The following is a 19,783-nucleotide window of genomic DNA, read 5'->3' as shown; positions in this document are numbered from 1 at the left end:
ACCGCCAGCACAGGCAGAACCGAAGGGAACGACCATGCCGATCGACGGCATCACCGGCACCGTGGACCAGGCCGCCCAGGCCGCGGCCCTCGCCGCGAACCAGACCAGCTCGCGGTCGCAGACGATGGACTCCGAGGTGTTCATGAAGCTCCTCGTCACGCAGCTGCAGAACCAGGACCCGTCCTCGCCGATGGACACGAACCAGATGATCAGCCAGCAGACGCAGCTCGCGATGATGGAGCAGATCACCAACCAGACCACGACGGCGAACGAGAACTTCTCGCTGCAGATGCGGATCGCCGCCGCCAACCTCGTCGGGAAGCAGGTCAGCTACACCGACGCCACGTCCGGCACATCGATCACGGGGACGGCGACCGCGGTGTCGTACGCCCAGAGCGTGCCGACCGTGACGGTGAACGGGAAGGAGGTCAACCTCGACGTGATCTCCGGCATCAAGACGACCTCCTGACCCCCTCCTCTTCTTCTTCGGTACCTCCACGAAAGGACGCACCATGCTCCGCTCGCTCTACTCCGGGATCTCCGGCCTCCGTTCGCACCAGCAGATGCTGGACGTCACGGGCAACAACATCGCCAACGTCAACACGGTCGGCTTCAAGTCGTCGTCGACGGTCTTCCAGGACACCCTGTCGCAGATGACCCAGGGTGCCGGCGGACCGCAGACCGGCATCGGCGGCACGAACCCCGCCCAGATCGGCCTCGGCGTGCAGGTCGCCGGCGTCTCCACGAACTTCGCCCAGGGCTCCGCCCAGGCCACCGGCAAGGCCACCGACCTGATGATCTCCGGCGACGGGTTCTTCGTCACGCGCCTCGGCAACGACACCGTGTACAGCCGCGCCGGTGCGTTCGACTTCGACGCCGACGGCCGCCTCGTCAGCGCCGACGGGAAGATCGTGCAGGGCTACCCGGCCACGAACGGCGTCGTGAACGAGAACGGCGCCCTGTCGGACATCGTCCTGCCGCTCGACGCCGCCGCGCCCGCCGTCCGCACCTCCACCGCTGGTGTGACCGGCAACCTGCCGTCCGAGACCGCCGTGGGCGCGGTCATCACGCGCGACGCCACCGTCTACGACGCGTCCGGTGCGAAGCACACCATGTCGATCGCCTACGAGCGCACCGCTGCCGGCTGGGACGTCACCGCGACCGACGGCCAGGGCACCCAGGCGACGACGTCGCTCACGTTCGGGACCGACGGCAAGCTCACGGCCGGTGGCACGCTCGCCGTCGGGGGCATCGCCGTCGACATGCGGCAGCTCACGGGCTTCGCCTCGCTCAACACCGCGTCCATCTCGTCGCAGAACGGCCACGAGGCCGGGTCGCTCCAGGGCTACTCGATCTCGAAGGACGGCACGGTCGTCGGGACGTTCTCGAACGGTGCGTCGCTCGCCATCGGTCGGATCGCCCTCGCGACGTTCGCGAACCCGGCCGGTCTCGAGAAGACCGGGGCGTCGGGCTACCGCGCCACGGCCAACTCCGGCAACGCCACGGTCGGCGCTCCGGGGTCGCCCGGTGTCGGGCAGCTCGCGTCGGGCACGCTCGAGATGTCGAACGTCGACCTGTCGCAGGAGTTCACGAACCTCATCGTGGCGCAGCGCGGGTTCCAGGCGAACGCGCGCATCATCACGACCTCGGACGAGGTGCTGCAGGAGCTGACGAACCTGAAGCGGTAGCGCGGGGCCGGCGGCGGCGCGGCCGCGGCGCCCCGCGGTGCGGGGCGCTTGCGCACAACGGAAGGCACCGCGAACCACGGGGAACCGCGGTTCGCGGTGCCTTCCGTTGTGCGCTGGTCAGGCACGTCGGACGCCCGGGTGCGTTCGCATGTGCGGGCCGTACGGTGGGACCACGCGGTCCCCGACCGCTGGAGCAGCGCACGACCGGCCACTTCTGATCACCGCCTCTGGAGTGACCCATTGGGTGTCGACCGCGAACGACGACTGCTCGACACGATCATCGAACTGGTCGGCGGTGCCACCGGTCCACGGGACCTCGCGGGCCGCCTGCAGCTCCTCGTGGACGAGTCGGCGGCGTTGTTCGACGTGCAGGCCGCCGGGCTGATGCTGTTCGGGTCGGACGACCGGTTGCACATCGCCGCCTCGGTGGGGCACCACAGCGGACTGCTCGAGCTCCTGCAGCTCGAGGTCGGCGACGGACCCTGCCTCGAAGCCGCCCGGACGGGGACCGTGGTCTCGATCCCAGACGTCCTGGCCGCCGAGTCTCGATGGCCGCACTTCTCCCGGGCCGCTGCGGATGCCGGGTACCGCGCCGTCCACTCGATCCCGCTCCGACTCCGGGCGACCGTCATCGGGTCGCTCAACCTGTTCGGCGAGTCCACGGGCGCGTTCAACGAGGACGACCTCGTCGCCGCGCGGGCACTGGCGGACATCGCCGCGATCTCGGTCGTGCAGCAGCGGACCATCGACGACGCCGTGACCACGCAGGCGCAGCTGCAGGCGGCCCTCGAGAGCCGGACGGTCATCGAGCAGGCGAAGGGGTGGCTCGCCAACCGGAACGGCGTGGACCCGGCGATCGCGTTCTCGCTGCTGCGCGACCACGCGCGGCGGAACCGGCTCCCGGTCACCGAGGTCGCGCTGGCCGTGCTCGCCGGACGGACCGTCCTCGGTCAGCCGACGGAGCCGACGGAGCCGACCGATCCGCCGGACCCGCCCGACCCGCCGGACCCGCCGGGCCCGCCGGGCCCCCGCACCCGTCGCCGCGGGTAGCGTCCGGGACGCCCGACGTCACCGGATCATGTCGTCGATCGTCCGCATCGCCGTCGCGAAGATCGTCAGCACCGGGTTCACCCCGCCGTTCGTGACGTGCACCGACCCGTCGGCGACGCGCAGGTTGTCGTGTCCCCACACCCGGCCGAACGGATCGACGACCGACGTGCGCGGGTCATCGCCCATGCGGAGGGTCCCGGCCTGGTGCTGGCCACCACTCGTCCCGGTCAGCTCCCCGTGCATCTCGGCGACCCGCCTCGCACCCGCGGCCCGGAGCCAGTCCCCGCTCCGCGCACTGGTGTGGTCGCGGGCGCGGGTGTCCTCCGGGTGCGGACCACCGCTGAACCGTGCGACGGGGACACCCCACCGGTCGGTGACGGCGGGGTCGACCCGGACGCGGGAGTCGGCGGACGTGACCTCCTGGATCGGCCCCATCAGTCGCATGCTCCGGCGGGCGAGGTCGCGCATCCCGTGCTTGCTGTCGATGCCCGCACGGGGGAGGAGCCCGAACCCGGTGAGGTACGCGTAGGTGTTCGACGGCGTCGCGACGAACTCGTCCGCGATGATCCCGCCGCCGATCTGCCCGGGGACGCCGTGCCGGAAGTCGGTCGTGGCGATGGACGGCCCGGGCCCGAGGCCGTCCTCGACGACGTCGTCGAAGATGCCCATCGCGCCGCCGTACCGGTGCCCCTGCAGGTGTCGTCCGACCTGGTCCCGGCCGTTGCCGAGCCCGTTCGGCTCCTGCTCACTGCGGCTGTTGAGGAGGAGCCGGGCGGACTCCACCGCTCTCGCCGCGACGACGACCTCCGCCGCGTCGACGTCCGAACGCCAGTCCACGCCGTCGACCGTCCCGACGAGCGTCACCCCGACGACGCGGCCGGACCGGTCCGTCCGGATCCGCGCGGCCCGGGTCTCGAGGAGGACGGACGCGTTGCCGGTGGCGACGGCCCGGGGGAGCATCGTGTTCTGGCTGCCGTTCTTCGCGTCGACGGGGCAGGCGAACCCGACGCACATCCCGCACTGCTCGCACGCTCCCCGCCCGAGGAAGGGGACCGAGTTGACGAGCAGCGGGACGTGCACCGTCGACCAGCCGAGCTCGGTCGCGGCCTGCGCCAGCCGCTCCCGCGCGGGTCCCGCCGCCATCGCCGGCATCGGCAGCGCCCGTGTGCGGGGACCGGCCCACGGACCGTCGCCGTCGCCGCTCACGCCGAGCTCCCACTCCGCCCGCTCGTACCAGGGCTCGAGGTCCGCGTAGCCGATCGGCCAGTCCGCCAGGGCACTGCCGTCCGGCACGCCGTGGTCGGTGGCCATCGTGAAGTCCCTCGGGGCGAACCGCCACGCCTGCGCGCCGTAGACCCTCGTGCCACCGCCCGCCGTGAAGGCGTTGTTGTGCCAGTCCCAGTCGGACGGCCGGGCGACCCGGTCTCCCTCGGGCGAGGCGATGACGCGCGGGTTGCCGAGGTCGACGGGACCGGACCGCGGTGCGAGCCCCCACGTCGACCGGGGATTGCGGATGTGGTCCTGCGCGAGGTCGGCGGTGCCCGGCCAGGACCCGGCCTCGACCACGAGGACCCGGCGCCCGGACTCGGCGAGCCCGCACGCCGCGACACCCCCACCGGCCCCCGAACCGATGACGATCGCGTCGTACCGCTCGGCCAACTCCGACGGGCGCACCACCACCGGCTGCGCGGTGGGCACCGGTACCGGGACACTCCACCCCGTTGGCGGCCCGGGCTGCCAGCCGACCATCTCCCACGAGCGTTCGCCGGCGTTGCCGCCGTTGCCCGCGTCGGCGTAGTAGCCGGCGGCGACGATCCCCGCGAACCACGCCCAGTCGGGGTCGTCGTCCTGGTCGTGGCCGTCCACGACCGCACGGATCCGGTCGAGCCAGTCCGGACGCTCGTCGAGGACCGACGCCAGGAACTCGAGCGCGCCGGCCTCGGACGCCGACGGGTACTCGTCGGCGGGCACGACCCGGTCGACGAGGGACTGCAGTCGGACGCGGTTGCGACGGAGGAACAGCTGCTGCGTCGAGTCGTCGGGATCGGTCATCCGGGGTCCTGCTCCTGCCGTCGTGCGCTCCGCTGCGCCTGCCGTGACGTCATCGTCCACGGTGCGACGCTAGACCGACGACTCCGCTGCGGTCGGTCCCGGCGACGTCGTCTCGGTGGCGACCCAGTTCGCGAGCAGTTGCAGGCCTTCGTGGGAGGGGGTGCCGGGCACGGCCGAGAACGCGAGGAGGGTCAGGCCGGGGTTCGACGCCAGCTCCATCGATTCGAAGGTCAGGTCGAGGTCGCCGACGACCGGGTGGTGGACGATCTTCAGTCCGGTCCGGTGCTCCTTGACGTCGTGGGCGCCCCAGAGCCGGCGGAACAGGTCACTGCGGGTGGACAGTTCCCCGACCAACCCACTGAGCGCCGTGTCGTACGGCGAGCGACCGGCCTCTGCCCGCAGGATCGCCACGATCTGTCGGGCGTCGGCTTCCCAGTGCCGGTAGAAGGTCTGCGCTCGAGGGTCGAGGAACACGTAGCGAGCCGCGTTGACGGTCGTCTGCGGGTGCGTGAACATCTCCGAGAACAGCGCACGACCGAGTGCGTTCGTGGCGACCGCGTCGAGGCGGCCGTTCTGGACGAAGACCGGGACGGTCGACATCGCGTCGATGGTCTGCTGCACGGTGGGGCGCACCTGCGTGGTGCGCGCGATCGAACGACGCGCCCTCGGTCGGTCGCCGTCGTTCGCCGTCCGGACGAGGTCGAACAGGTGCCGGTGCTCGGCCTCGTCGAGTCGCAGTGCCCGTGCGATGCCGTCCAGGACGACGTCGGAGAACCCGGTCGCGTTGCCCCGTTCGAGTCGCTTGTAGTACTCGACGCTCATCCCGGCGAGGAGCGCGACCTCCTCTCGTCGCAGCCCCGGAACCCGTCGACGGCCGCCGAAGTCCGGCAGCCCGACAGCCTGTGGCGTGAGCCGGGCCCGACGCGAGGTCAGGAACGCGCGGAGCTCGTCGCGGTTGTCCATGCCGACGACCATACGTCGCCGATCCGCGGCCAGAGGGTCAGCGTCGGTACCCCTACAGACGTGGCACCTCTCGACCGGCCGGCTCGGGTTTCACTGGAGGAGCAGCAGCGCGACCGCGCAGCAGGACGGCACCACCATGACTGACACGACCGTCTGGTTCATCACCGGAGCAGCCCGCGGGATGGGCGTCGACATCGCCCGGGCCGCACTCGACGCCGGCCACCGCGTCGTCGCCACCGCCCGTGACGCGGCCCGGGTCACCGAGGCACTCGGTGAGCACGACGACCTCCTCCCGCTCTCGCTCGACATCACCGACCCGGCAGCCGCGAACGACGCAGCCGCCGCCGCGGTCGAGCGGTTCGGCAGCATCGACGTCCTCGTGAACAACGCCGGCATGTTCTCCGCCGGCTACTTCGAGGAGATCAGCGACGAGCAGTACCGCCAGCAGGTGGAGGTCAACTTCTTCGGCCCCCTCACCGTCACGCGCGCGATCCTGCCCGTGATGCGGCAGCAGCGCAGTGGCCGCGTGATCACGATCACCTCCACCGCCGGACTCATGGGGGTCGACTTCTGCTCCGCCTACGCGTCGTCGAAGTTCGCGCTCGAGGGGTGGATGGAGACCCTCCGCACCGACGTCGAACCGTTCGGCATCACCACGACGATCGTCGAGCCGGGCTTCTTCCGCACCGAGCTCCTGGTCGAAGGGTCCTCGACCATCTGGCCGGCACTGTCCATCGACGACTACGCCGCACGCACGACCGAGACCATCGCCGCCTGGAAGCGCATGAACGGCACCCAGGGCGGCGATCCGGCGAAGCTCGCCGCGGCACTGGTCCAGATCGCCGCGCTCCCCGAGCCCCCCGCACGCTTCCTCGCCGGAGCCGACGCGGTGCGGACCGCCGAGGCCAAGGCCGCGATGCTGGTCGAACAGGCCGACGCGCACCGCGAGCTGTCGTCGTCCATGGACCACGACGCGTGACCGGTCGTCCACGAAGGTCACCCTGTCAGGACATCCCTCCCGACCGCCATCGGTCGTAGCGTCGGACGCAGCGGGCACACGACCACCCGCCGAGAGAGGACGCACCCATGCCGCAGGAGATCCTGCCGAAGCAGCCCACCGCCAAGAACCCGCCGGAGCAGTTCGCCGGCGACGTGTGGGTCGACCCGATCGTCACCCCGCAGGACGGCGACCAGCGCGCGACGCTCGCGCTCGTGAAGTTCGCCCCCGGTGCCCGCACCGCCTGGCACTCCCACGCCCGCGGCCAGTTCCTCCGCGTCACCCAGGGCGTGGCGCGCTTCGGGACCCGCGACGGGAAGGTCGTGACCGCGCGTCCCGGTGACACCGTGTACGTCTCACCGGGCGAGGAGCACTTCCACGCCTCCGCCGAGGGCACCTTCATGGAGCACTTCGCGATGCTCGAGAGCGCCGACGACCCGTCGACCACGACCACCTGGCTCGAGCACGTCTCCGACGACGACCTCGCGGGCCGGTGACCCGATGACGAACTGGGACGAGGACACCATCGCCGCGATCGGCGCGAGCGACGACCTCCACATCAGCCCGTTCCGGGGGGACGGCACGACGTACGGCACGCCGACGTGGATCTGGTCCGTGGTCGTCGACGGCGGGCTGTACGCCCGCGCCTACAACGGTCGGCGCTCCCGGTGGTACCGGGCCGCCGTCGAGCAGGGTGCCGGCAGGATCCGCGCCGCCGGGGCCGAGCACGAGGCAGCCTTCGAGGCCGTCGGCCCCGACCTGAACAGCCGCATCGACGCCGCCTACGAGGCGAAGTACGCCGGCAGCCCCTACCTGCCCCCGATGCTGCAGGACGGACCGACCTCGGCGACCGTCCGGATCAGTCCCCGTCCATGAGCACGAACCGCGACGACGTCAGGGACTTCCTCGTCAGCCGGCGCGCCCGCGTCCGCCCCGAGCAGGTCGGCCTGCCCGCAGGAGCGAACCGGCGGGTCGCGGGCCTCCGCCGCGGCGAGGTGGCGATGCTCGCCGACGTGAGCGTCGAGTACTACTCCCGACTCGAGCGCGGCAGTCTCTCCGGGGTGTCCGAGGGCGTCCTGCACGCGATCGCCGGTGCGCTGCTCCTCGACGACGCCGAACGCGACCACCTGTTCGACCTCGCCCGTGCCGCGAACGCCTCGCCGGTGCGGGCCGCCCGCCGCCGGTCCACGACCCCGAAGACGCTGCGTCCCGGCCTGCAGCACGCGCTCGACGCCTTCACCGGGGGACCGGCGTTCATCCGCAACGACCGCCTCGACGTGCTCGGCGCGAACGCGCTCGGACGGGCCCTCTACGCCGAGCTCTTCCGGAAGGCCGACCGCCCGAACCTCGCCCGCGCAGCGTTCCTCGACCGCGAGTGGTCGGACGCGTTCTACCCGGACTGGGACCTCGCCGCCGACCAGAGCGTGGCGATCCTCCGGGCCGCCGCGGGGCACGACCCGCACGACCGGGAGCTGCAGGACCTCGTCGGCGAGCTCTCCACGCGCAGCCCCGAGTTCCGGACGAAGTGGGGCGCGCACGACGTCCGCCGGCACGGCACCGGCGAGAAGCACTTCGTGCACCCGGTCGTCGGCGCGCTCGACCTGCTGTTCGAGGGTTCCCGCCTGATGAGCGACCCGGCGCTGAGCTTCCTGCTCTACACGGCCGAACCGGGCTCGCCGACGGCGGATGCGCTCCGCCTGCTCGGATCCCTCGACGCCACCGAGCGCCGGGACGCGGCGCACGCCGCCGACCCCGCTGCGGCGGACGGGCGCGCGTGACGACGGCTCGCTGACACCGGGTCGCGACGCGACCACCCAGCGGACGGGAGGCGCGGTGCCAGCCGGCACCGCGCCTCCCGTCCGTCACCGGTCTTGTCGCGACCCACCGGTCCGTCCGTCACGTGGTCCGGATGCGGGTGGCCGCGACCGCAGCAAGGAGGATGACGGCTCCTGCGACGACGAAGCTGACCTGGGTTCCGGTCACGAAGTGCGCCCGGTCGGCGAGGAGGGCGCCGAACACGGCGATGGCCACCGCGCCGCCGACCTGGCGGAAGGTGTTGAACACGGCGCTCGCGGTCCCCGAGCGTTCCGCGGGGACGCTGGCGAGGACGACGGACGTCGCCGGCGGCATCGCGACCGATCCGCCCGCGCCGGTCAGGACCGCGCAGACGGCGACGGCGACCCACGAGTCGAACGGTGCGGACACGATCACCACGACGAGACCCAGGACCATCGTGGTGAGCCCGGCGACGACCGGGACGCGGGCGCCGAAGCGGTTGGCGAGGGTGCCGCTGACGACGTTGCCGACGATGCTGCACGCCGCGGACGGCAGGAACACGAGTCCGGCGAGCAGCGGCGACAGCCCGAGGTGCTGCTGCAGGTACAGGCTCAGCACGAAGACGCTGCCGAAGTTGCCGACCATGAACGCGAACCCGACTCCGAGCGCGATCCGCATGCCGCTCGACCGGAACAGGTCGAGCGGCATCATCGGGGAGCGACCCCGGGCCTGGACGACGAGGAACCCGACGAGCGATGCGGCGGCGACCACGAGTGCGGCGACGACGTACCCGGTGCCGAAGCCGTGCGCGCCGCCCTCGATGAGGCCGAAGACGAGTCCGGCGAGGGTGAGCAGCGCCAGCACCTGGCCCACGGGGTCGAACCGGCTCGGGCGACGGGGCGAGGGCGCCACCCGCAGCAGCATGCCGAGCATGACGACGCACACCGGCAGGTTGATCGCGAAGACGAGCCGCCAGTCGAGGGTGGTCAGCGCGCCGCCGAGGACCGGCCCGACCGCTCCGGCCACCGCGCCGCCGACCGCCCAGATGCCGAGGGCGTGGGCGCGTTCGCGGGCGTCCGGGAACGCCTCGCGGACGAGTGCCATCGACGCCGGCAGCATGACCGCTGCCGCAGCGCCCTGGACGGCGCGCGCTCCGATCAGGGTGCCGAGCGTCGGGGCGATCGCGCAGGCGACCGAGGCGAGCAGGAACCCGGCGATGCCCCACCCGATGGCACGCTTCGCACCGATGCGGTCGGACAGGTTGCCGGCGAACAGCAGCAGGGACGCGAAGAGCAGCGTGTACGAGTCGATGACCCACTGCAGGCCCGAGGTGCTGCCACCGAGCTCCCGGCCGATCGACGTCAGCGCGACGTTCACGATCAGGATGTCGAGCGTGATGAGGAAGAACCCGAGGGAGGCCAGGAGGAGCGCGGCCCGGGGCGTCGAGGTGGTCACGGTCGAATGTTCGCGCGCCGGGCGGCCGGGTGGGATGCCCTGAGCGGGAACCCCGGGTGGCGGTGACGCACCAGTGCATTAGTATCTGCGTGTGCACGTAGACAAGCAACCATGCGGACTCGATCCGGAGTCGGAGTACGTCGAGCTCGCGGTCGAGGTGTTCGCGATGCTCGCGGACGCGACCCGGGTGAAGATCATCCTCGCCCTGCGCAGCGCCGAGGAGATGTCCGTGAACCACCTGGCGGACGTCGTGGACAAGACTCCGGCAGCGGTCTCGCAACACCTCGCGAAGCTGCGGCTCGCCCGGATGGTCTCGACGCGGCGCGAGGGCACGACGGTGTTCTACCGGCTCACGGACGAGCACGCGTCCGAGCTCGTCATCGACGCGGTCAAGCAGGCGGAACACGTGGTCGGCGCCCCACCGCACCACCGCGGGGAGCCGGGACGGGCATGAGCGGCCACGACCACACGCACCCGCACGACCACGGGCACGACCACGGGCACGACCACTCGCATCCGCACGGTGGGGTGCGGAGCTTCCTCCAGCACCTCTTCGTGCCGCACACGCACGACAGCGCCGACTCGATCGACGACGCGATGGAAGCCAACGCCGCCGGCGTCCGCGCGCTGAAGATCAGCCTGTTCGTCCTGCTCGTCACCACGGTCCTGCAGGCCGTGATCGTCGCGTTCACCGGCTCGATCGCCCTGCTCGCGGACACCATCCACAACTTCGCGGACGCGCTGACCGCCGTGCCGCTGTGGATCGCGTTCGTCCTCGGCCGCCGCCTCGCGACCCGCCGGATGACCTACGGGTACGGTCGCGCCGAGGACCTCGCCGGCATGTTCATCGTCTTCGTCGTCGCGCTCTCCGCCGTCGTCGCGGGGTGGCAGGCGATCGACCGGTTCGTCCACCCGCGGCCGGTGGAGGCGCCCTGGCTGCTCGTCGCCGCCGGGCTCATCGGGTTCGCCGGCAACGAGATCGTGGCGATCTACCGCATCCGCGTCGGTCAGCGCATCGGTTCGGCGGCGCTCGTGGCCGACGGCGTGCACGCCCGGCTCGACGGCTTCACGTCGCTGTCGGTGGTCCTCGGTGCGATCGGCGTGATGCTCGGCTTCCCGCTCGCCGATCCGATCATCGGTCTCCTCATCTCGATCTCGATCCTGCTGCTGCTCTGGGGAACGGTGCGGTCGATCGGGGCGCGACTCATGGACGCGGTCGATCCCGCGCTGGTCGGCCGGGCGGAACACGCGCTCGAGCACGCCGACGGGGTGCTCGCCGTTCGTGACGTCCGGCTCCGCTGGACCGGGCACCGGCTGACGGGATCCGCGACGGTCGAGGTCGCGGCCACCGACCTGCACGCCGCCACGCACCTCGCGGAGCACGCCGAGGAACACCTCCGCGACGCGATGCGCAACGTCGACCGGTTCACGGTGACCCCCGCGGTGGCCACCAGCACCGGCGACCACACGCACTGACCGGCGCACGGTCGGACGGGAGGCGCGGTGCGGGCCCGCACCGCGCCTCCTGTCCGACGCGGGTGGCGCCTACCCCTTCCAGACGGACTCTGCTCCGGCGTGGCCGATGACGACGACCTCGACGATCGAGACGACGGCGACCACCACGAGCAGCACCGGCCCGATGATCCCGACGGCCCGCACCGCGCCGCGGTTCGTCACCCGGGCGGTGCCGAACCGGTGCCAGGCCCACCAGAGCGCCAGGAGCGCGAACACCGCGATCGACCACGGGAGCATCCCGTCGGCGAGCTCGGTGTGCCGTTCGAGCAAGGCGGTCTCCCGCTCGTGGTGCTCCAGCCATTCGCCGGAAGACGTCGCGAGCGGCACGGACACCAGCGCGACGAGCCCGATGATCGGCGCACCGACCGCGAGCCACCGCCGTGCTCTCGGCCACACGGCGACGGCGATCGCGGTGAGGGCCGCGACCGGGACGGCAACGGAGGTGAGGCGGACGAAGAGGGGGTGGAGCGGTATCCCGCCGAACTGCCAGTCCATGTCGGCCTTCCACATCGTGCGCCGATCGACACCGGCACGGTGGCTCCAGCAAACCGGTTTCGGGCGCCGGCATCGTTCGAAACCTCACACGAACGGAAGCGCCCGGACCTGGTTCGCTGGGGGCATGACCACCACGGCGACGTTCGTCATCGGATCCCTCCTCGGCACGAGCGGGGTGGGGTGACGTGGCGAACATCCTGGTGGTCGAGGACGACCCCGAGATGGGTGTGCTCGTCGAACGCGGGCTCGTCGGCGAGGGGCATGCCGTGACCGTCGTGGCCGACGGCGTCGCCGCGCTCCTCCAGGCCCGCGCGCAGTCCTTCGACGCGGCCGCGATCGACGTCATGCTCCCGGAGATGTCCGGGTTCGAGGTCTGCCGTCGGCTGCGCGAGATGGGCGAGGACTTCCCGGTCGTGCTCGTCACGGCGCGCGACGCGGTGGACGACCGGGTCTTCGGGCTCGACTCCGGCGCCGACGACTACCTCACGAAGCCGTTCGCGATCGCCGAGCTCAACGCCCGCATCCGAGCCCACCTGCGCCGTCGCGCGGCGGGGACCGCGACGGTGGTCGAGGCCGGCTCGGTCCGACTCGACACCGTCGCCGTCCGCGCCGCCGTGCGCGGGCGTGACCTGCCGCTGAGCGTCAAGGAGTTCTCGCTGCTGCGGTTCCTCATCCAGGGCTCGCCGGCACCGCGGACCCGCGCCGAGGTCCTCGAGGAGGTCTGGGGGAGCGCCGAGCACTTCGACCCGACGATCGTCGACCAGTACGTGAGCTACGTCCGCAAGAAGCTCCAGGCGGCGGACGCCGACGTCGCGATCCGCACCGTGCGCGGCGTCGGCTACGCGCTCGAGGTCGTGCCGACGGCATGAGGGTCCTCCGCCGCCTCTCGATCAGCGCGCGCATCACGCTCGGCAGCCTCGTCGTGGGCGCCGTGGTCCTCTCCGGGATCGCGGTCGTGCTCCACGTGCAGATCGAGCGGGCGACGATCGCGACCGACGAGTCGCTCGCCGCCGGGGACGCCGCGCCGTTCGTCTCCGACCTCCGCCACAACCCGGACGAGGCGCCGGACCGCCCCGCCGAGGACGTCCTGGTCGGGATCCGGACCTCCTCCGGTTCGTGGCTCGTCGACTCCCTGCCGCGCGACGTCCGGGCAGCACTGCCGTCCGGTGTCCCCGAGGACGAGGTCACGCTCCGCCTGCACACCGGGCACCGGCTCGTCACCGTCGTCGGGGTGCCCGTCACCAACGACGACGGCTCCTCCGTTGTCTGGGCTGCGCACGACGGCCGTGCCGGGCAGGAGACACTCGAGCGCGTGGACCGCTCGCTCGTCGTCGGGACGGTCCTGGCGCTCGTGGCGTTCGCGGCGACGGCCTGGCTGCTCTCGACGCTGGCACTCCGACCCGTGGGGCGGATGCGGCGGACCGCCGAGGACCTGAGCGCCGGGACCGCGGGCGGCCACCTGCCGGTCGGGACCTCGGACGACGAGCTCGCCGCCCTCGCCCGGACGCTCAACGCATTCATCGACCGGCAGCGTGAGAACGCCGAGCGGGAGCGGCGGATGGTGTCCGACGCCAGTCACGAACTCCGGACACCGCTCGCCGCCCTGACCGCTCGGCTCGAACTCGCGCACCGCTCGTCGGGCGATGCCGAGGCCCTCGAACGCGAGCTGCGCGGCGCCGAAGGAGACGCTGCGCGGTTGGTAGCGCTCGCGAACACCATGCTCGAGCTCAGCCGGCTCGACGAGTCCGGTCCCGCACCGTCGACCCCGGCGGCCGCGCTCGTGACGGAGCTCATGGGCTCGATCGACCGCGCGCGAGCACTCGGCGGCGCCGTCGACCGGGACATCGACTTCACGGTGGCGCTCGACGCCCCCGACGAGCGGTACGCGCTCGAGCCCGCCGCGTTCGCCCGGATCGTCGACAACCTCGTCGCGAACGCGATCGCCGCGGGGGACGACGGCGGTGTGATCCGGGTGACGCTCGCCCAGGACGCATCGCACGCGCTCGAACTCACCGTCGTCGACGACGGTCACGGTGTCCCCGAGGACTTCCTGCCCCAGGCCTTCGAGCGGTTCGCCCGGGCGGACAGTGCGCGGCGTGCGGTGCTCGGTGGCAGCGGACTCGGTCTGGCGCTCGTGCGTGGGATCGCCGAGCGCGCCGGCGGGACGGCGTCGCTCCGGAACGGCGAGAACGGCGAGAACGGCGAGAACGGTGAGAACGGCGAGAACGGTGAGCACGGCGGCGCGATCGCGACCGTCCGGTTGCCCGCGCTCTGACGCCGATCCGACGCCGCCGTCGATCACTCGAAGTCTCGAACGAAGGACACGTCCCGTTCCGGGTTCCTCCATAGCTCCGATGCCGATGCTGTGAGCCACCCGATCACATGCTGGAGAGGAACGAGCCGATGATCGACACCGCTCGCCCCACTGCTCGCCCCGTCCCGAGACCCGTCGGAGACGACGAACCCCTCGAGGTCGCGGCCCGTCGCCGCCGCCGAGCCGGACGCCGGCGCAACGCCGTCACCGACCTGCTCGGCGTCCTCGCCTGGGTCTCGGCAGCGGTGGCCGTCATGCTCTGGCTCGTGTCGCCCGGATCGCACACGGTCGTCGGCATCGGCGGCTGGCTCACCGACGCCGGGATCGTCGCGGGACTCGTCGCGACCGACCTCGTGCTCGTCATGCTCGTGCTCGCCGCGCGCGTGCCGCTCATCGACCGGACCTTCGGCCAGGACAACGCCATCGCAGTGCACCGGTCGCTCGGGAAGCCCGTGCTGTACCTGCTGCTCGCGCACGGAGCGCTCCTGACCCTGGGGTACGGCGCCTCGGCGGGCACCGGGCCGATCGCCGAGACGATCGCGCTCTTCTCCACGCCGGACATGCCGCTGGCCTACCTCGGACTCGGGCTGTTCGTCGCCGTGGTGGTGTCCTCGCTCGTCGCGGTCCGCCGTCGCCTGCCGTACGAGGCCTGGCACGTCATCCACCTCCTCAGCTACGCCGCGGTACTCGTCGCGCTGCCGCACATGCTCAGCGTCGGCAGCGTCCTCGCGCAGGGCACGTGGCAGCGGGTCTACTGGATCGCGCTGTACGTCCTGGCCCTCGGCCTGATCGCCCTGTACCGGTTCGCGCTGCCCCTCGTCGTGACGCTCCGCCACCGCATCCGTGTCGTCGGCGTCGAGCCCATCGCACCGGGCGTCGTGTCGATCCACCTCGCCGGACGGGACCTCGACCGCCTCGGGACCGAGGGCGGGCAGTACGGGGTGTGGCGCTTCTGGACCGCCCGCACCTGGTGGCACGCCCACCCGGTGTCGTTCTCCGCCGTCCCCGGCCGCGATCGTGCCCGGATCACGGTGCGCGACCTCGGCGCCGGCTCCGCGCGACTCGGCCGGATCACCCCGGGTGCGTTCGTCTCCCTCGAGGGCCCCTACGGCCTGTTCACCAGCCGGGCTCGGACCGCGCCGTACCTCGCCCTCGTCGCCTCCGGCATCGGGATCACCCCCGTGCGGTCGTTGCTCGAGGACACCGACCTCCGTCCGGGTGAGGCCACCGTGCTGCTGCGCGGGACCGACGCCGACCAGCGGTACCTGTGGCACGAGACCGCCGACCTCGCCGAGGCGACGGGCAGCCGGCTGTACACGATGGTCGGTCACCGGTCCCGCTCCCGCGAGAGCTGGATGACCGAGGAGGACGTCCGGCGCGGGGTCTCCCTCCGGTCGGTGTTCCCGAACCTGCTCCAGTCGGACCTGTACGTGTGCGGGCCGCGTGCCTGGTCCGACCTGGTCGTCCGCGAAGCACGGCTCGCGGGCGTCCCCGAGCGCCAGATCCACCAGGAACGGTTCGAGTCATGAGAGCACGCGTCATCGCCGGCGGGGTCGTCTCGTCCATCGCGGTCCTGGTCGTCGGGTGGCAGCTCGGCGGCCAGCCCGCGGTCACCGCACCGGCACAGCAGAGCACGACGTCCGGTGCCGGCACCACCGGCAGCAGCACCGGCACCGGCACCGGCACCACCGGCGGGTCCTCCGCCACCGGCACCTTCACCGGCGACACGACGCAGACCCGGTACGGCCCGGTGCAGGTCCGGATCACCGTCGCGAACGGGACGATCACCGACGTCACCGCGCTGCAGCTCACGAACACCGACGGGCGGTCGGTGCAGATCAGTCAGCAGGCGGCCCCGATCCTCCGCCAGGAGGCGCTGCAGGCGCAGTCCGCGCAGATCCAGTCCGTCAGCGGCGCGACCTTCACCAGTGAGGGCTACACGACGTCCCTCCAGTCCGCGATCGACAAGGCCGGACTGTGAGCGGCGTCACCACCTTCGAGACGATGGGCACCGTCGTGAGCCTCCGGGGAGCCACCCCGGAGGCCGCATCCGAGGTGTGCGCCGTCTTCGCCGGCTACGACCACCGCTACAGCCTGTACGACCCGTCGTCGGTCCTCAGCCGCGTCGCCGACGGTTCGGTCCGGCTCGCGGACACCCCGTCCGAGGTGCGTGACGTCTACGCGCTCGCGCTCGACTGGCGGGAGCGCACCGGGGGCGCGTTCACCCCGCACCGCCCGGACGGCGTGATCGACCTCTCCGGCGTCGTGAAGGCGCTCGCGATCCGCGATGCCGGAGCCGTCCTCGACGCCGCGAGCAGCAGCGGCGACTGGATGGTCAGCGCCGGCGGCGACGTGCTCGTCCGCGGCCACCACCGCGCCGACGACCCCTGGAGCGTCGGCGTCGTCGATCCGGCCCACCGGGACACCGTCGTCGGCGTCGTCCGGCTCGAGGCACCTCGTCGTGCGGTCGCGACCTCCGGCACCGCCGAGCGCGGCGAGCACATCTGGCGCCGGGCGACCCCGACGTTCGTCCAGGCGACGGTCATCGCCGACGACATCGTCACGGCGGACGTCCTCGCGACCGCGGTCGTCGCCGGCGACGAGGACGACCTCCGGCGGCTCACGGGCGACGCCGACGTCGACGTGCTCGCCTTCGCCGCCGACGGGACGGTCTGGGCCACCCCCGGCGCCGCCGACAGCGTCCGTCAGGTCCCGGCGGCCCCCTGATCGACGGTGCCGGCCCGCTGGGACACCACGCTCAACTCTGGCTCGGGCCCGGTCCGAGCACGGTCGGGTCAGGGTCCTCGACCGGCACGTCGAGGAGCTCGACCAGGATCGTGTGGGTCGGTGTGGACCCGGTGTTCCGCCCGCTGTGTCGCTGCGCCGGGAGCCACACCGCGGTCCCGGCGGGCAATGCCACGTCGAGCTCCCTCCCGTCGGCCACCAGTCGGCGATCGAAGCCCGTCAGCGTGACCATGACGCTCGCCGGGTGTCGGTGCACGTGGGTCCGGTCGCCCGGTACGTCGGTGTAGTCGAGCACGCGGACGTGCTCGTTCTCCCAGAGCAGCCGGTAGTGCTCGGGATCGGTCTGCAGGGGATCGTCGTCGGTCCGCATCATCGCGCTCGCCTCCTCGACGGGGTGATCGGGACTCATCCTCGTCCGGCTGTGTCGGCGCGCACCTGCGCGATCCAGAACGCGATGCGGACGCCCGATCGAGGCAGGGACGGGAGGCGCGGTGCGGGCCCGTACCGCGCCTCCTGTCCGTCCGCGGTGCGCCGAGGGCCGCACGGCCCCCGTCAGCCGGGTGTCGCGGCGGGCTCGCCCGCATCGTGACCGGCCGACTCGTCGACCGGTCCGCCGATGCCCTCGACGAGCCGGATCGTCACCTCGACCAGGTCGGCTGGGGCGCCCGTCCGCTCGTCGACCAGGTCGCGGATGCGCTCGCCCACCTCGCGGACCGTCTCCGGTGCCGGACGTGCGTCGTCGACGGCGATCCCCGCCCCGATCCGGAGCGCCGAGCCGTCGCGGTGCACGTCGACGAGCACGTCGGGCTCCTGCAGCGCGAAGGTCGACGCGACGGCCTCCGCGGCCGCGTGCACGATCGGCCTCGTCGGGTACACGCCCGTGACGCCGGGGACGCTCCGGATCCGGTCGGTGAGGGCTCGGGACAGCGCTTCGTCGCTCACGTCGGGCTCCTACGGCAGGTAGACGTCGTCGAACACCACGTCGACGGACGCAACGGTCAGGGTGGTGTGGCGTGCGAGCGCCGCGGCGATCCGCACCCGGAGGCGGTCGGCGGTCTCGTCCGCGGGCGCCCCGTAGACGAGTCCGGCGGTCACGCGCACGTGGACCGGGGCGCCGGGGTCGCCGAGCTCGCCGTCGAGTGTGCAGCTGCCCATCACGACCCCGCCCATCGTGTCGCCGGTCCGGCGGACCAGCCCACGGACGGCGGCTTCGGTCATGGACAGGCGGAGTCGGGGATCGGGGTGGGGGACGGGCACGTCCCGACCGGGGCGGACCTCGGAGCGGATCGTCGCGAGCAACCGGTCGACCCAGTCGGTCTCGCGGTCCGGTTCGGCGTCGGCCCGGTGCTGCAGGGCGCCGAGGGAGAGTTCGCGCAGCCGCTCCATGTTCGACAGGGCGAGACGGCACGAGGCAGAGCCCTCGATGGCGGGGTCGCGTGGTGACCGGCCACGATCGAGGTACTCCGCGAGCTCCTCCATCGTGTGGCCGTCGAGGTCGTCCTCGGGCACCGGGACATCGTCGATGTCGCTCATCGCCATGCCTCCATCTCCACGGTCAGGAACCGACGGGCACGAGCGAGCAGCCCACGCACCGTCGACACCGGCAGCTCGAGTTCGTCGGCGATCTGCTGGTAGCTGTAGCCGGCCGTCTCACGCAGGAGCCAGCACCGCCGCTGGTCTGCGGGGAGGCGGTCGAGCGCGGTCCACATCGCGTCGAGCTGCATCCGCGTCTCGACGATACGCTCCGGCTGCCGAGCGACCTCGGCCGGGTGCTGCACCGTGTCGACGTCGTCGTGGTGGCGTCGTCGGCGGAGCCGGTCGAGCGCCTTCCGGGTGACGATCTGCATCACCCACGGACGGAACCGGGCGGGGTCGTTGAGGTCGGACAGTCGACGCCAGCCGGTCAGGAAGGAGTCCTGCACGACGTCGTCCGACTCGACGTTCGAACCGAGCATCTGCTCGGCGTAGAGGCGCATCACCGGGCCGTGGCGCCGGGCGAGGACCTCGAACGCGCGCACGTCGCCCTCGACCGCACGGACCACGAGGGTGGCGTCCTCCGCACGCAGGAGGGGATCGTCGTGGTCCATCCCCGCCTTCCGGTCGTCGTCCACGGTCGCCGTCCGGTCGTGGTCCGTCCACCCTGCACCGGCCGGCGGCGAAACGCCCGGGCGGACCGGAGGCCGACCGTTTCGTGACGGATCCGGGTGTCGCGTCGTCTTCTCCGCGGAATGATCGACGACAGCAACGCCACGTACCCCGCCGACCCGGTCCCGAGCGGCACCGGGTCCGACCGGCTTCCCCGCGTCCCGTGCCTCAGCGTCTTCGACCGGTGGCGCTGCGGACTCGCCGACGGGCACGCGGGACACCACGAGTCGGTCGTCAGCGGCTCGGTCACGCGGTGGAACGAGGGCATCACCGGCCGCCGACTGCAGGACCTGTAGCCGCTACTCCCGTCGCCGGCGCTCCGCACGCCCGGGCCCGTGCGGACCCGGGATCGCGCGGGAACGGGACAGCCCGCGCGACGCTGCGGCCGCTTTGCGCGCCAGGTGCCGCCGCGGTCGTCGGCGGGGGACAAGAACCCCGTCGTCCGACCCCGTTCCTGGGACATCGCTGAACAGCACGAGCCGGGTGTGACTTCCGTCTGGTGGGCCCCGTCTCATCCGTGAACAGCAACCGCTGGGAACGCCCGGCGGGTCTACGGAAGGAACGAACATGGCTGACACCACGACCACC

Annotated in this window: 23 protein-coding genes; 15 read left to right on the top strand and 8 right to left on the bottom strand. The window is 72.3% G+C overall.

What is annotated here, in order from left to right; all coding sequences use genetic code 11:
- Nucleotides 1–34 precede the first annotated feature (34 nt).
- The 3 genes from BM028_RS14320 (at nt 35) to BM028_RS14310 (ending at nt 2,738) form a co-directional block, all read left to right on the top strand.
- Nucleotides 35–469, top strand: coding sequence for a flagellar hook assembly protein FlgD (locus tag BM028_RS14320; protein ID WP_092387374.1), 435 nt, complete (start codon nt 35–37; stop codon nt 467–469).
- A gap of 43 nt (nt 470–512) precedes the next feature.
- On the top strand, nt 513–1,688 hold the full coding sequence (locus BM028_RS14315) for a flagellar hook protein FlgE (protein WP_070418840.1): 1,176 nt from the start codon (nt 513–515) through the stop codon (nt 1,686–1,688).
- A gap of 240 nt (nt 1,689–1,928) precedes the next feature.
- Nucleotides 1,929–2,738, top strand: coding sequence for a GAF and ANTAR domain-containing protein (locus BM028_RS14310; RefSeq protein ID WP_175496090.1), 810 nt, complete (start codon nt 1,929–1,931; stop codon nt 2,736–2,738).
- An 18-nt stretch (nt 2,739–2,756) separates the two neighbouring features.
- Here BM028_RS14310 and BM028_RS14305 read toward each other — a convergent pair whose 3' ends face one another.
- Nucleotides 2,757–4,790 carry a GMC oxidoreductase gene (locus BM028_RS14305; RefSeq protein WP_092387370.1) on the bottom strand — a complete coding sequence of 678 codons (2,034 nt, stop codon included), beginning with the start codon at nt 4,788–4,790 and terminating at the stop codon, nt 2,757–2,759.
- A 69-nt stretch (nt 4,791–4,859) separates the two neighbouring features.
- On the bottom strand, nt 4,860–5,753 hold the full coding sequence (locus BM028_RS14300) for a helix-turn-helix transcriptional regulator (RefSeq protein ID WP_092387822.1): 894 nt from the start codon (nt 5,751–5,753) through the stop codon (nt 4,860–4,862).
- A 136-nt stretch (nt 5,754–5,889) separates the two neighbouring features.
- Between BM028_RS14300 and BM028_RS14295 the strand changes: the two genes are divergently transcribed.
- The 4 genes from BM028_RS14295 to BM028_RS14280 all read left to right on the top strand — a co-directional run bounded on the left by BM028_RS14295 (nt 5,890) and on the right by BM028_RS14280 (nt 8,528).
- Complete coding sequence (locus tag BM028_RS14295) at nt 5,890–6,732, top strand: SDR family oxidoreductase (protein ID WP_092387368.1); 843 nt, start codon at nt 5,890–5,892, stop codon at nt 6,730–6,732.
- Between the two features lie 107 nt (nt 6,733–6,839).
- The gene (locus BM028_RS14290) at nt 6,840–7,247 is read left to right on the top strand and encodes a (R)-mandelonitrile lyase (protein ID WP_071303198.1); all 408 of its coding nucleotides are present in this window, start codon (nt 6,840–6,842) and stop codon (nt 7,245–7,247) included.
- 4 nt (nt 7,248–7,251) lie between these two features.
- The gene (locus tag BM028_RS14285; protein WP_092387366.1) at nt 7,252–7,626 is read left to right on the top strand and encodes a DUF2255 family protein; all 375 of its coding nucleotides are present in this window, start codon (nt 7,252–7,254) and stop codon (nt 7,624–7,626) included.
- Nucleotides 7,623–8,528, top strand: coding sequence for a helix-turn-helix transcriptional regulator (locus BM028_RS14280; protein WP_092387364.1), 906 nt, complete (start codon nt 7,623–7,625; stop codon nt 8,526–8,528). The genes BM028_RS14285 and BM028_RS14280 overlap by 4 nt, the downstream gene beginning before the upstream one ends.
- 118 nt (nt 8,529–8,646) lie before the next feature.
- On the opposite strand, the gene BM028_RS14275 is transcribed toward BM028_RS14280, so the two are convergent.
- The gene (locus BM028_RS14275; RefSeq protein WP_092387362.1) at nt 8,647–9,981 is read right to left on the bottom strand and encodes an MFS transporter; all 1,335 of its coding nucleotides are present in this window, start codon (nt 9,979–9,981) and stop codon (nt 8,647–8,649) included.
- A 91-nt stretch (nt 9,982–10,072) separates the two neighbouring features.
- On the opposite strand from BM028_RS14275, the gene BM028_RS14270 reads away from it, so the two are divergent.
- Together BM028_RS14270 and BM028_RS14265 are read left to right on the top strand one after the other, a co-directional pair.
- Entirely contained in the window at nt 10,073–10,435 is a 363-nt protein-coding gene (locus BM028_RS14270; RefSeq protein ID WP_092387361.1) for an ArsR/SmtB family transcription factor, read from the top strand.
- Nucleotides 10,432–11,457, top strand: a complete 1,026-nt coding sequence (locus BM028_RS14265; protein ID WP_092387359.1) for a cation diffusion facilitator family transporter — start codon at nt 10,432–10,434, stop codon at nt 11,455–11,457. Before BM028_RS14270 ends, BM028_RS14265 begins: the two co-directional genes overlap by 4 nt.
- A gap of 69 nt (nt 11,458–11,526) precedes the next feature.
- Here BM028_RS14265 and BM028_RS14260 read toward each other — a convergent pair whose 3' ends face one another.
- Entirely contained in the window at nt 11,527–11,991 is a 465-nt protein-coding gene (locus BM028_RS14260) for a DUF2231 domain-containing protein (protein ID WP_092387820.1), read from the bottom strand.
- Nucleotides 11,992–12,176: 185 nt separating this feature from the next.
- Here BM028_RS14260 and BM028_RS14255 point away from each other — a divergent pair, with 185 nt between their 5' ends.
- From BM028_RS14255 to BM028_RS14235, 5 genes are all read left to right on the top strand, one after another.
- Nucleotides 12,177–12,860: a response regulator transcription factor gene (locus BM028_RS14255; RefSeq protein WP_092387357.1), complete on the top strand. Its 684-nt coding sequence runs from the start codon at nt 12,177–12,179 to the stop codon at nt 12,858–12,860.
- Nucleotides 12,857–14,266, top strand: coding sequence for an ATP-binding protein (locus BM028_RS14250; protein ID WP_092387355.1), 1,410 nt, complete (start codon nt 12,857–12,859; stop codon nt 14,264–14,266). The genes BM028_RS14255 and BM028_RS14250 overlap by 4 nt, the downstream gene beginning before the upstream one ends.
- A gap of 128 nt (nt 14,267–14,394) precedes the next feature.
- Complete coding sequence (locus tag BM028_RS14245; RefSeq protein ID WP_092387353.1) at nt 14,395–15,834, top strand: ferredoxin reductase family protein; 1,440 nt, start codon at nt 14,395–14,397, stop codon at nt 15,832–15,834.
- Nucleotides 15,831–16,286, top strand: a complete 456-nt coding sequence (locus BM028_RS14240) for an FMN-binding protein (RefSeq protein WP_092387351.1) — start codon at nt 15,831–15,833, stop codon at nt 16,284–16,286. Before BM028_RS14245 ends, BM028_RS14240 begins: the two co-directional genes overlap by 4 nt.
- On the top strand, nt 16,283–17,032 hold the full coding sequence (locus BM028_RS14235; RefSeq protein WP_254789606.1) for an FAD:protein FMN transferase: 750 nt from the start codon (nt 16,283–16,285) through the stop codon (nt 17,030–17,032). Before BM028_RS14240 ends, BM028_RS14235 begins: the two co-directional genes overlap by 4 nt.
- Before the next feature lie 31 nt (nt 17,033–17,063).
- On the opposite strand, the gene BM028_RS14230 is transcribed toward BM028_RS14235, so the two are convergent.
- The 4 genes from BM028_RS14230 to BM028_RS14215 form a co-directional block, all read right to left on the bottom strand.
- Nucleotides 17,064–17,459, bottom strand: a complete 396-nt coding sequence (locus tag BM028_RS14230) for a cupin domain-containing protein (protein WP_254789604.1) — start codon at nt 17,457–17,459, stop codon at nt 17,064–17,066.
- Between the two features lie 143 nt (nt 17,460–17,602).
- Nucleotides 17,603–17,992, bottom strand: coding sequence for a hypothetical protein (locus BM028_RS14225; RefSeq protein WP_092387349.1), 390 nt, complete (start codon nt 17,990–17,992; stop codon nt 17,603–17,605).
- Nucleotides 17,993–18,001: 9 nt separating this feature from the next.
- A complete protein-coding gene (locus tag BM028_RS14220; RefSeq protein WP_139219831.1) occupies nt 18,002–18,583 on the bottom strand; it encodes an Asp23/Gls24 family envelope stress response protein in 582 nt (193 codons plus the stop codon).
- The gene (locus BM028_RS14215; protein ID WP_254789602.1) at nt 18,580–19,161 is read right to left on the bottom strand and encodes an RNA polymerase sigma factor; all 582 of its coding nucleotides are present in this window, start codon (nt 19,159–19,161) and stop codon (nt 18,580–18,582) included. Before BM028_RS14215 ends, BM028_RS14220 begins: the two co-directional genes overlap by 4 nt.
- 117 nt (nt 19,162–19,278) lie before the next feature.
- Here BM028_RS14215 and BM028_RS14210 point away from each other — a divergent pair, with 117 nt between their 5' ends.
- Nucleotides 19,279–19,491, top strand: coding sequence for a hypothetical protein (locus BM028_RS14210; protein WP_092387347.1), 213 nt, complete (start codon nt 19,279–19,281; stop codon nt 19,489–19,491).
- The last annotated feature ends 292 nt before the right edge of the window (nt 19,492–19,783 follow it).

This window comes from Curtobacterium sp. YR515 (assembly GCF_900113095.1).
In the GTDB taxonomy this organism is placed as follows: domain Bacteria; phylum Actinomycetota; class Actinomycetes; order Actinomycetales; family Microbacteriaceae; genus Curtobacterium.
This window is presented reverse-complemented; position numbering and strand designations above follow the sequence as displayed.

Bases quoted from the DNA above. Each gene is read 5' to 3' on its own strand.
- BM028_RS14245 (WP_092387353.1), top strand. From the start codon at position 14,395: ATGATCGACACCGCTCGCCCCACTGCTCGCCCCGTCCCGAGACCCGTC.
- BM028_RS14300 (WP_092387822.1), bottom strand. From the start codon at position 5,753: ATGGACAACCGCGACGAGCTCCGCGCGTTCCTGACCTCGCGTCGGGCC.
- BM028_RS14320 (WP_092387374.1), top strand. From the start codon at position 35: ATGCCGATCGACGGCATCACCGGCACCGTGGACCAGGCCGCCCAGGCC.
- BM028_RS14315 (WP_070418840.1), top strand. From the start codon at position 513: ATGCTCCGCTCGCTCTACTCCGGGATCTCCGGCCTCCGTTCGCACCAG.
- BM028_RS14230 (WP_254789604.1), bottom strand. From the start codon at position 17,459: ATGAGTCCCGATCACCCCGTCGAGGAGGCGAGCGCGATGATGCGGACC.
- BM028_RS14285 (WP_092387366.1), top strand. From the start codon at position 7,252: ATGACGAACTGGGACGAGGACACCATCGCCGCGATCGGCGCGAGCGAC.
- BM028_RS14305 (WP_092387370.1), bottom strand. From the start codon at position 4,790: ATGACCGATCCCGACGACTCGACGCAGCAGCTGTTCCTCCGTCGCAAC.
- BM028_RS14210 (WP_092387347.1), top strand. From the start codon at position 19,279: ATGATCGACGACAGCAACGCCACGTACCCCGCCGACCCGGTCCCGAGC.
- BM028_RS14250 (WP_092387355.1), top strand. From the start codon at position 12,857: ATGAGGGTCCTCCGCCGCCTCTCGATCAGCGCGCGCATCACGCTCGGC.
- BM028_RS14220 (WP_139219831.1), bottom strand. From the start codon at position 18,583: ATGAGCGACATCGACGATGTCCCGGTGCCCGAGGACGACCTCGACGGC.
- BM028_RS14265 (WP_092387359.1), top strand. From the start codon at position 10,432: ATGAGCGGCCACGACCACACGCACCCGCACGACCACGGGCACGACCAC.
- BM028_RS14240 (WP_092387351.1), top strand. From the start codon at position 15,831: ATGAGAGCACGCGTCATCGCCGGCGGGGTCGTCTCGTCCATCGCGGTC.
- BM028_RS14280 (WP_092387364.1), top strand. From the start codon at position 7,623: ATGAGCACGAACCGCGACGACGTCAGGGACTTCCTCGTCAGCCGGCGC.
- BM028_RS14290 (WP_071303198.1), top strand. From the start codon at position 6,840: ATGCCGCAGGAGATCCTGCCGAAGCAGCCCACCGCCAAGAACCCGCCG.
- BM028_RS14260 (WP_092387820.1), bottom strand. From the start codon at position 11,991: ATGGACTGGCAGTTCGGCGGGATACCGCTCCACCCCCTCTTCGTCCGC.
- BM028_RS14295 (WP_092387368.1), top strand. From the start codon at position 5,890: ATGACTGACACGACCGTCTGGTTCATCACCGGAGCAGCCCGCGGGATG.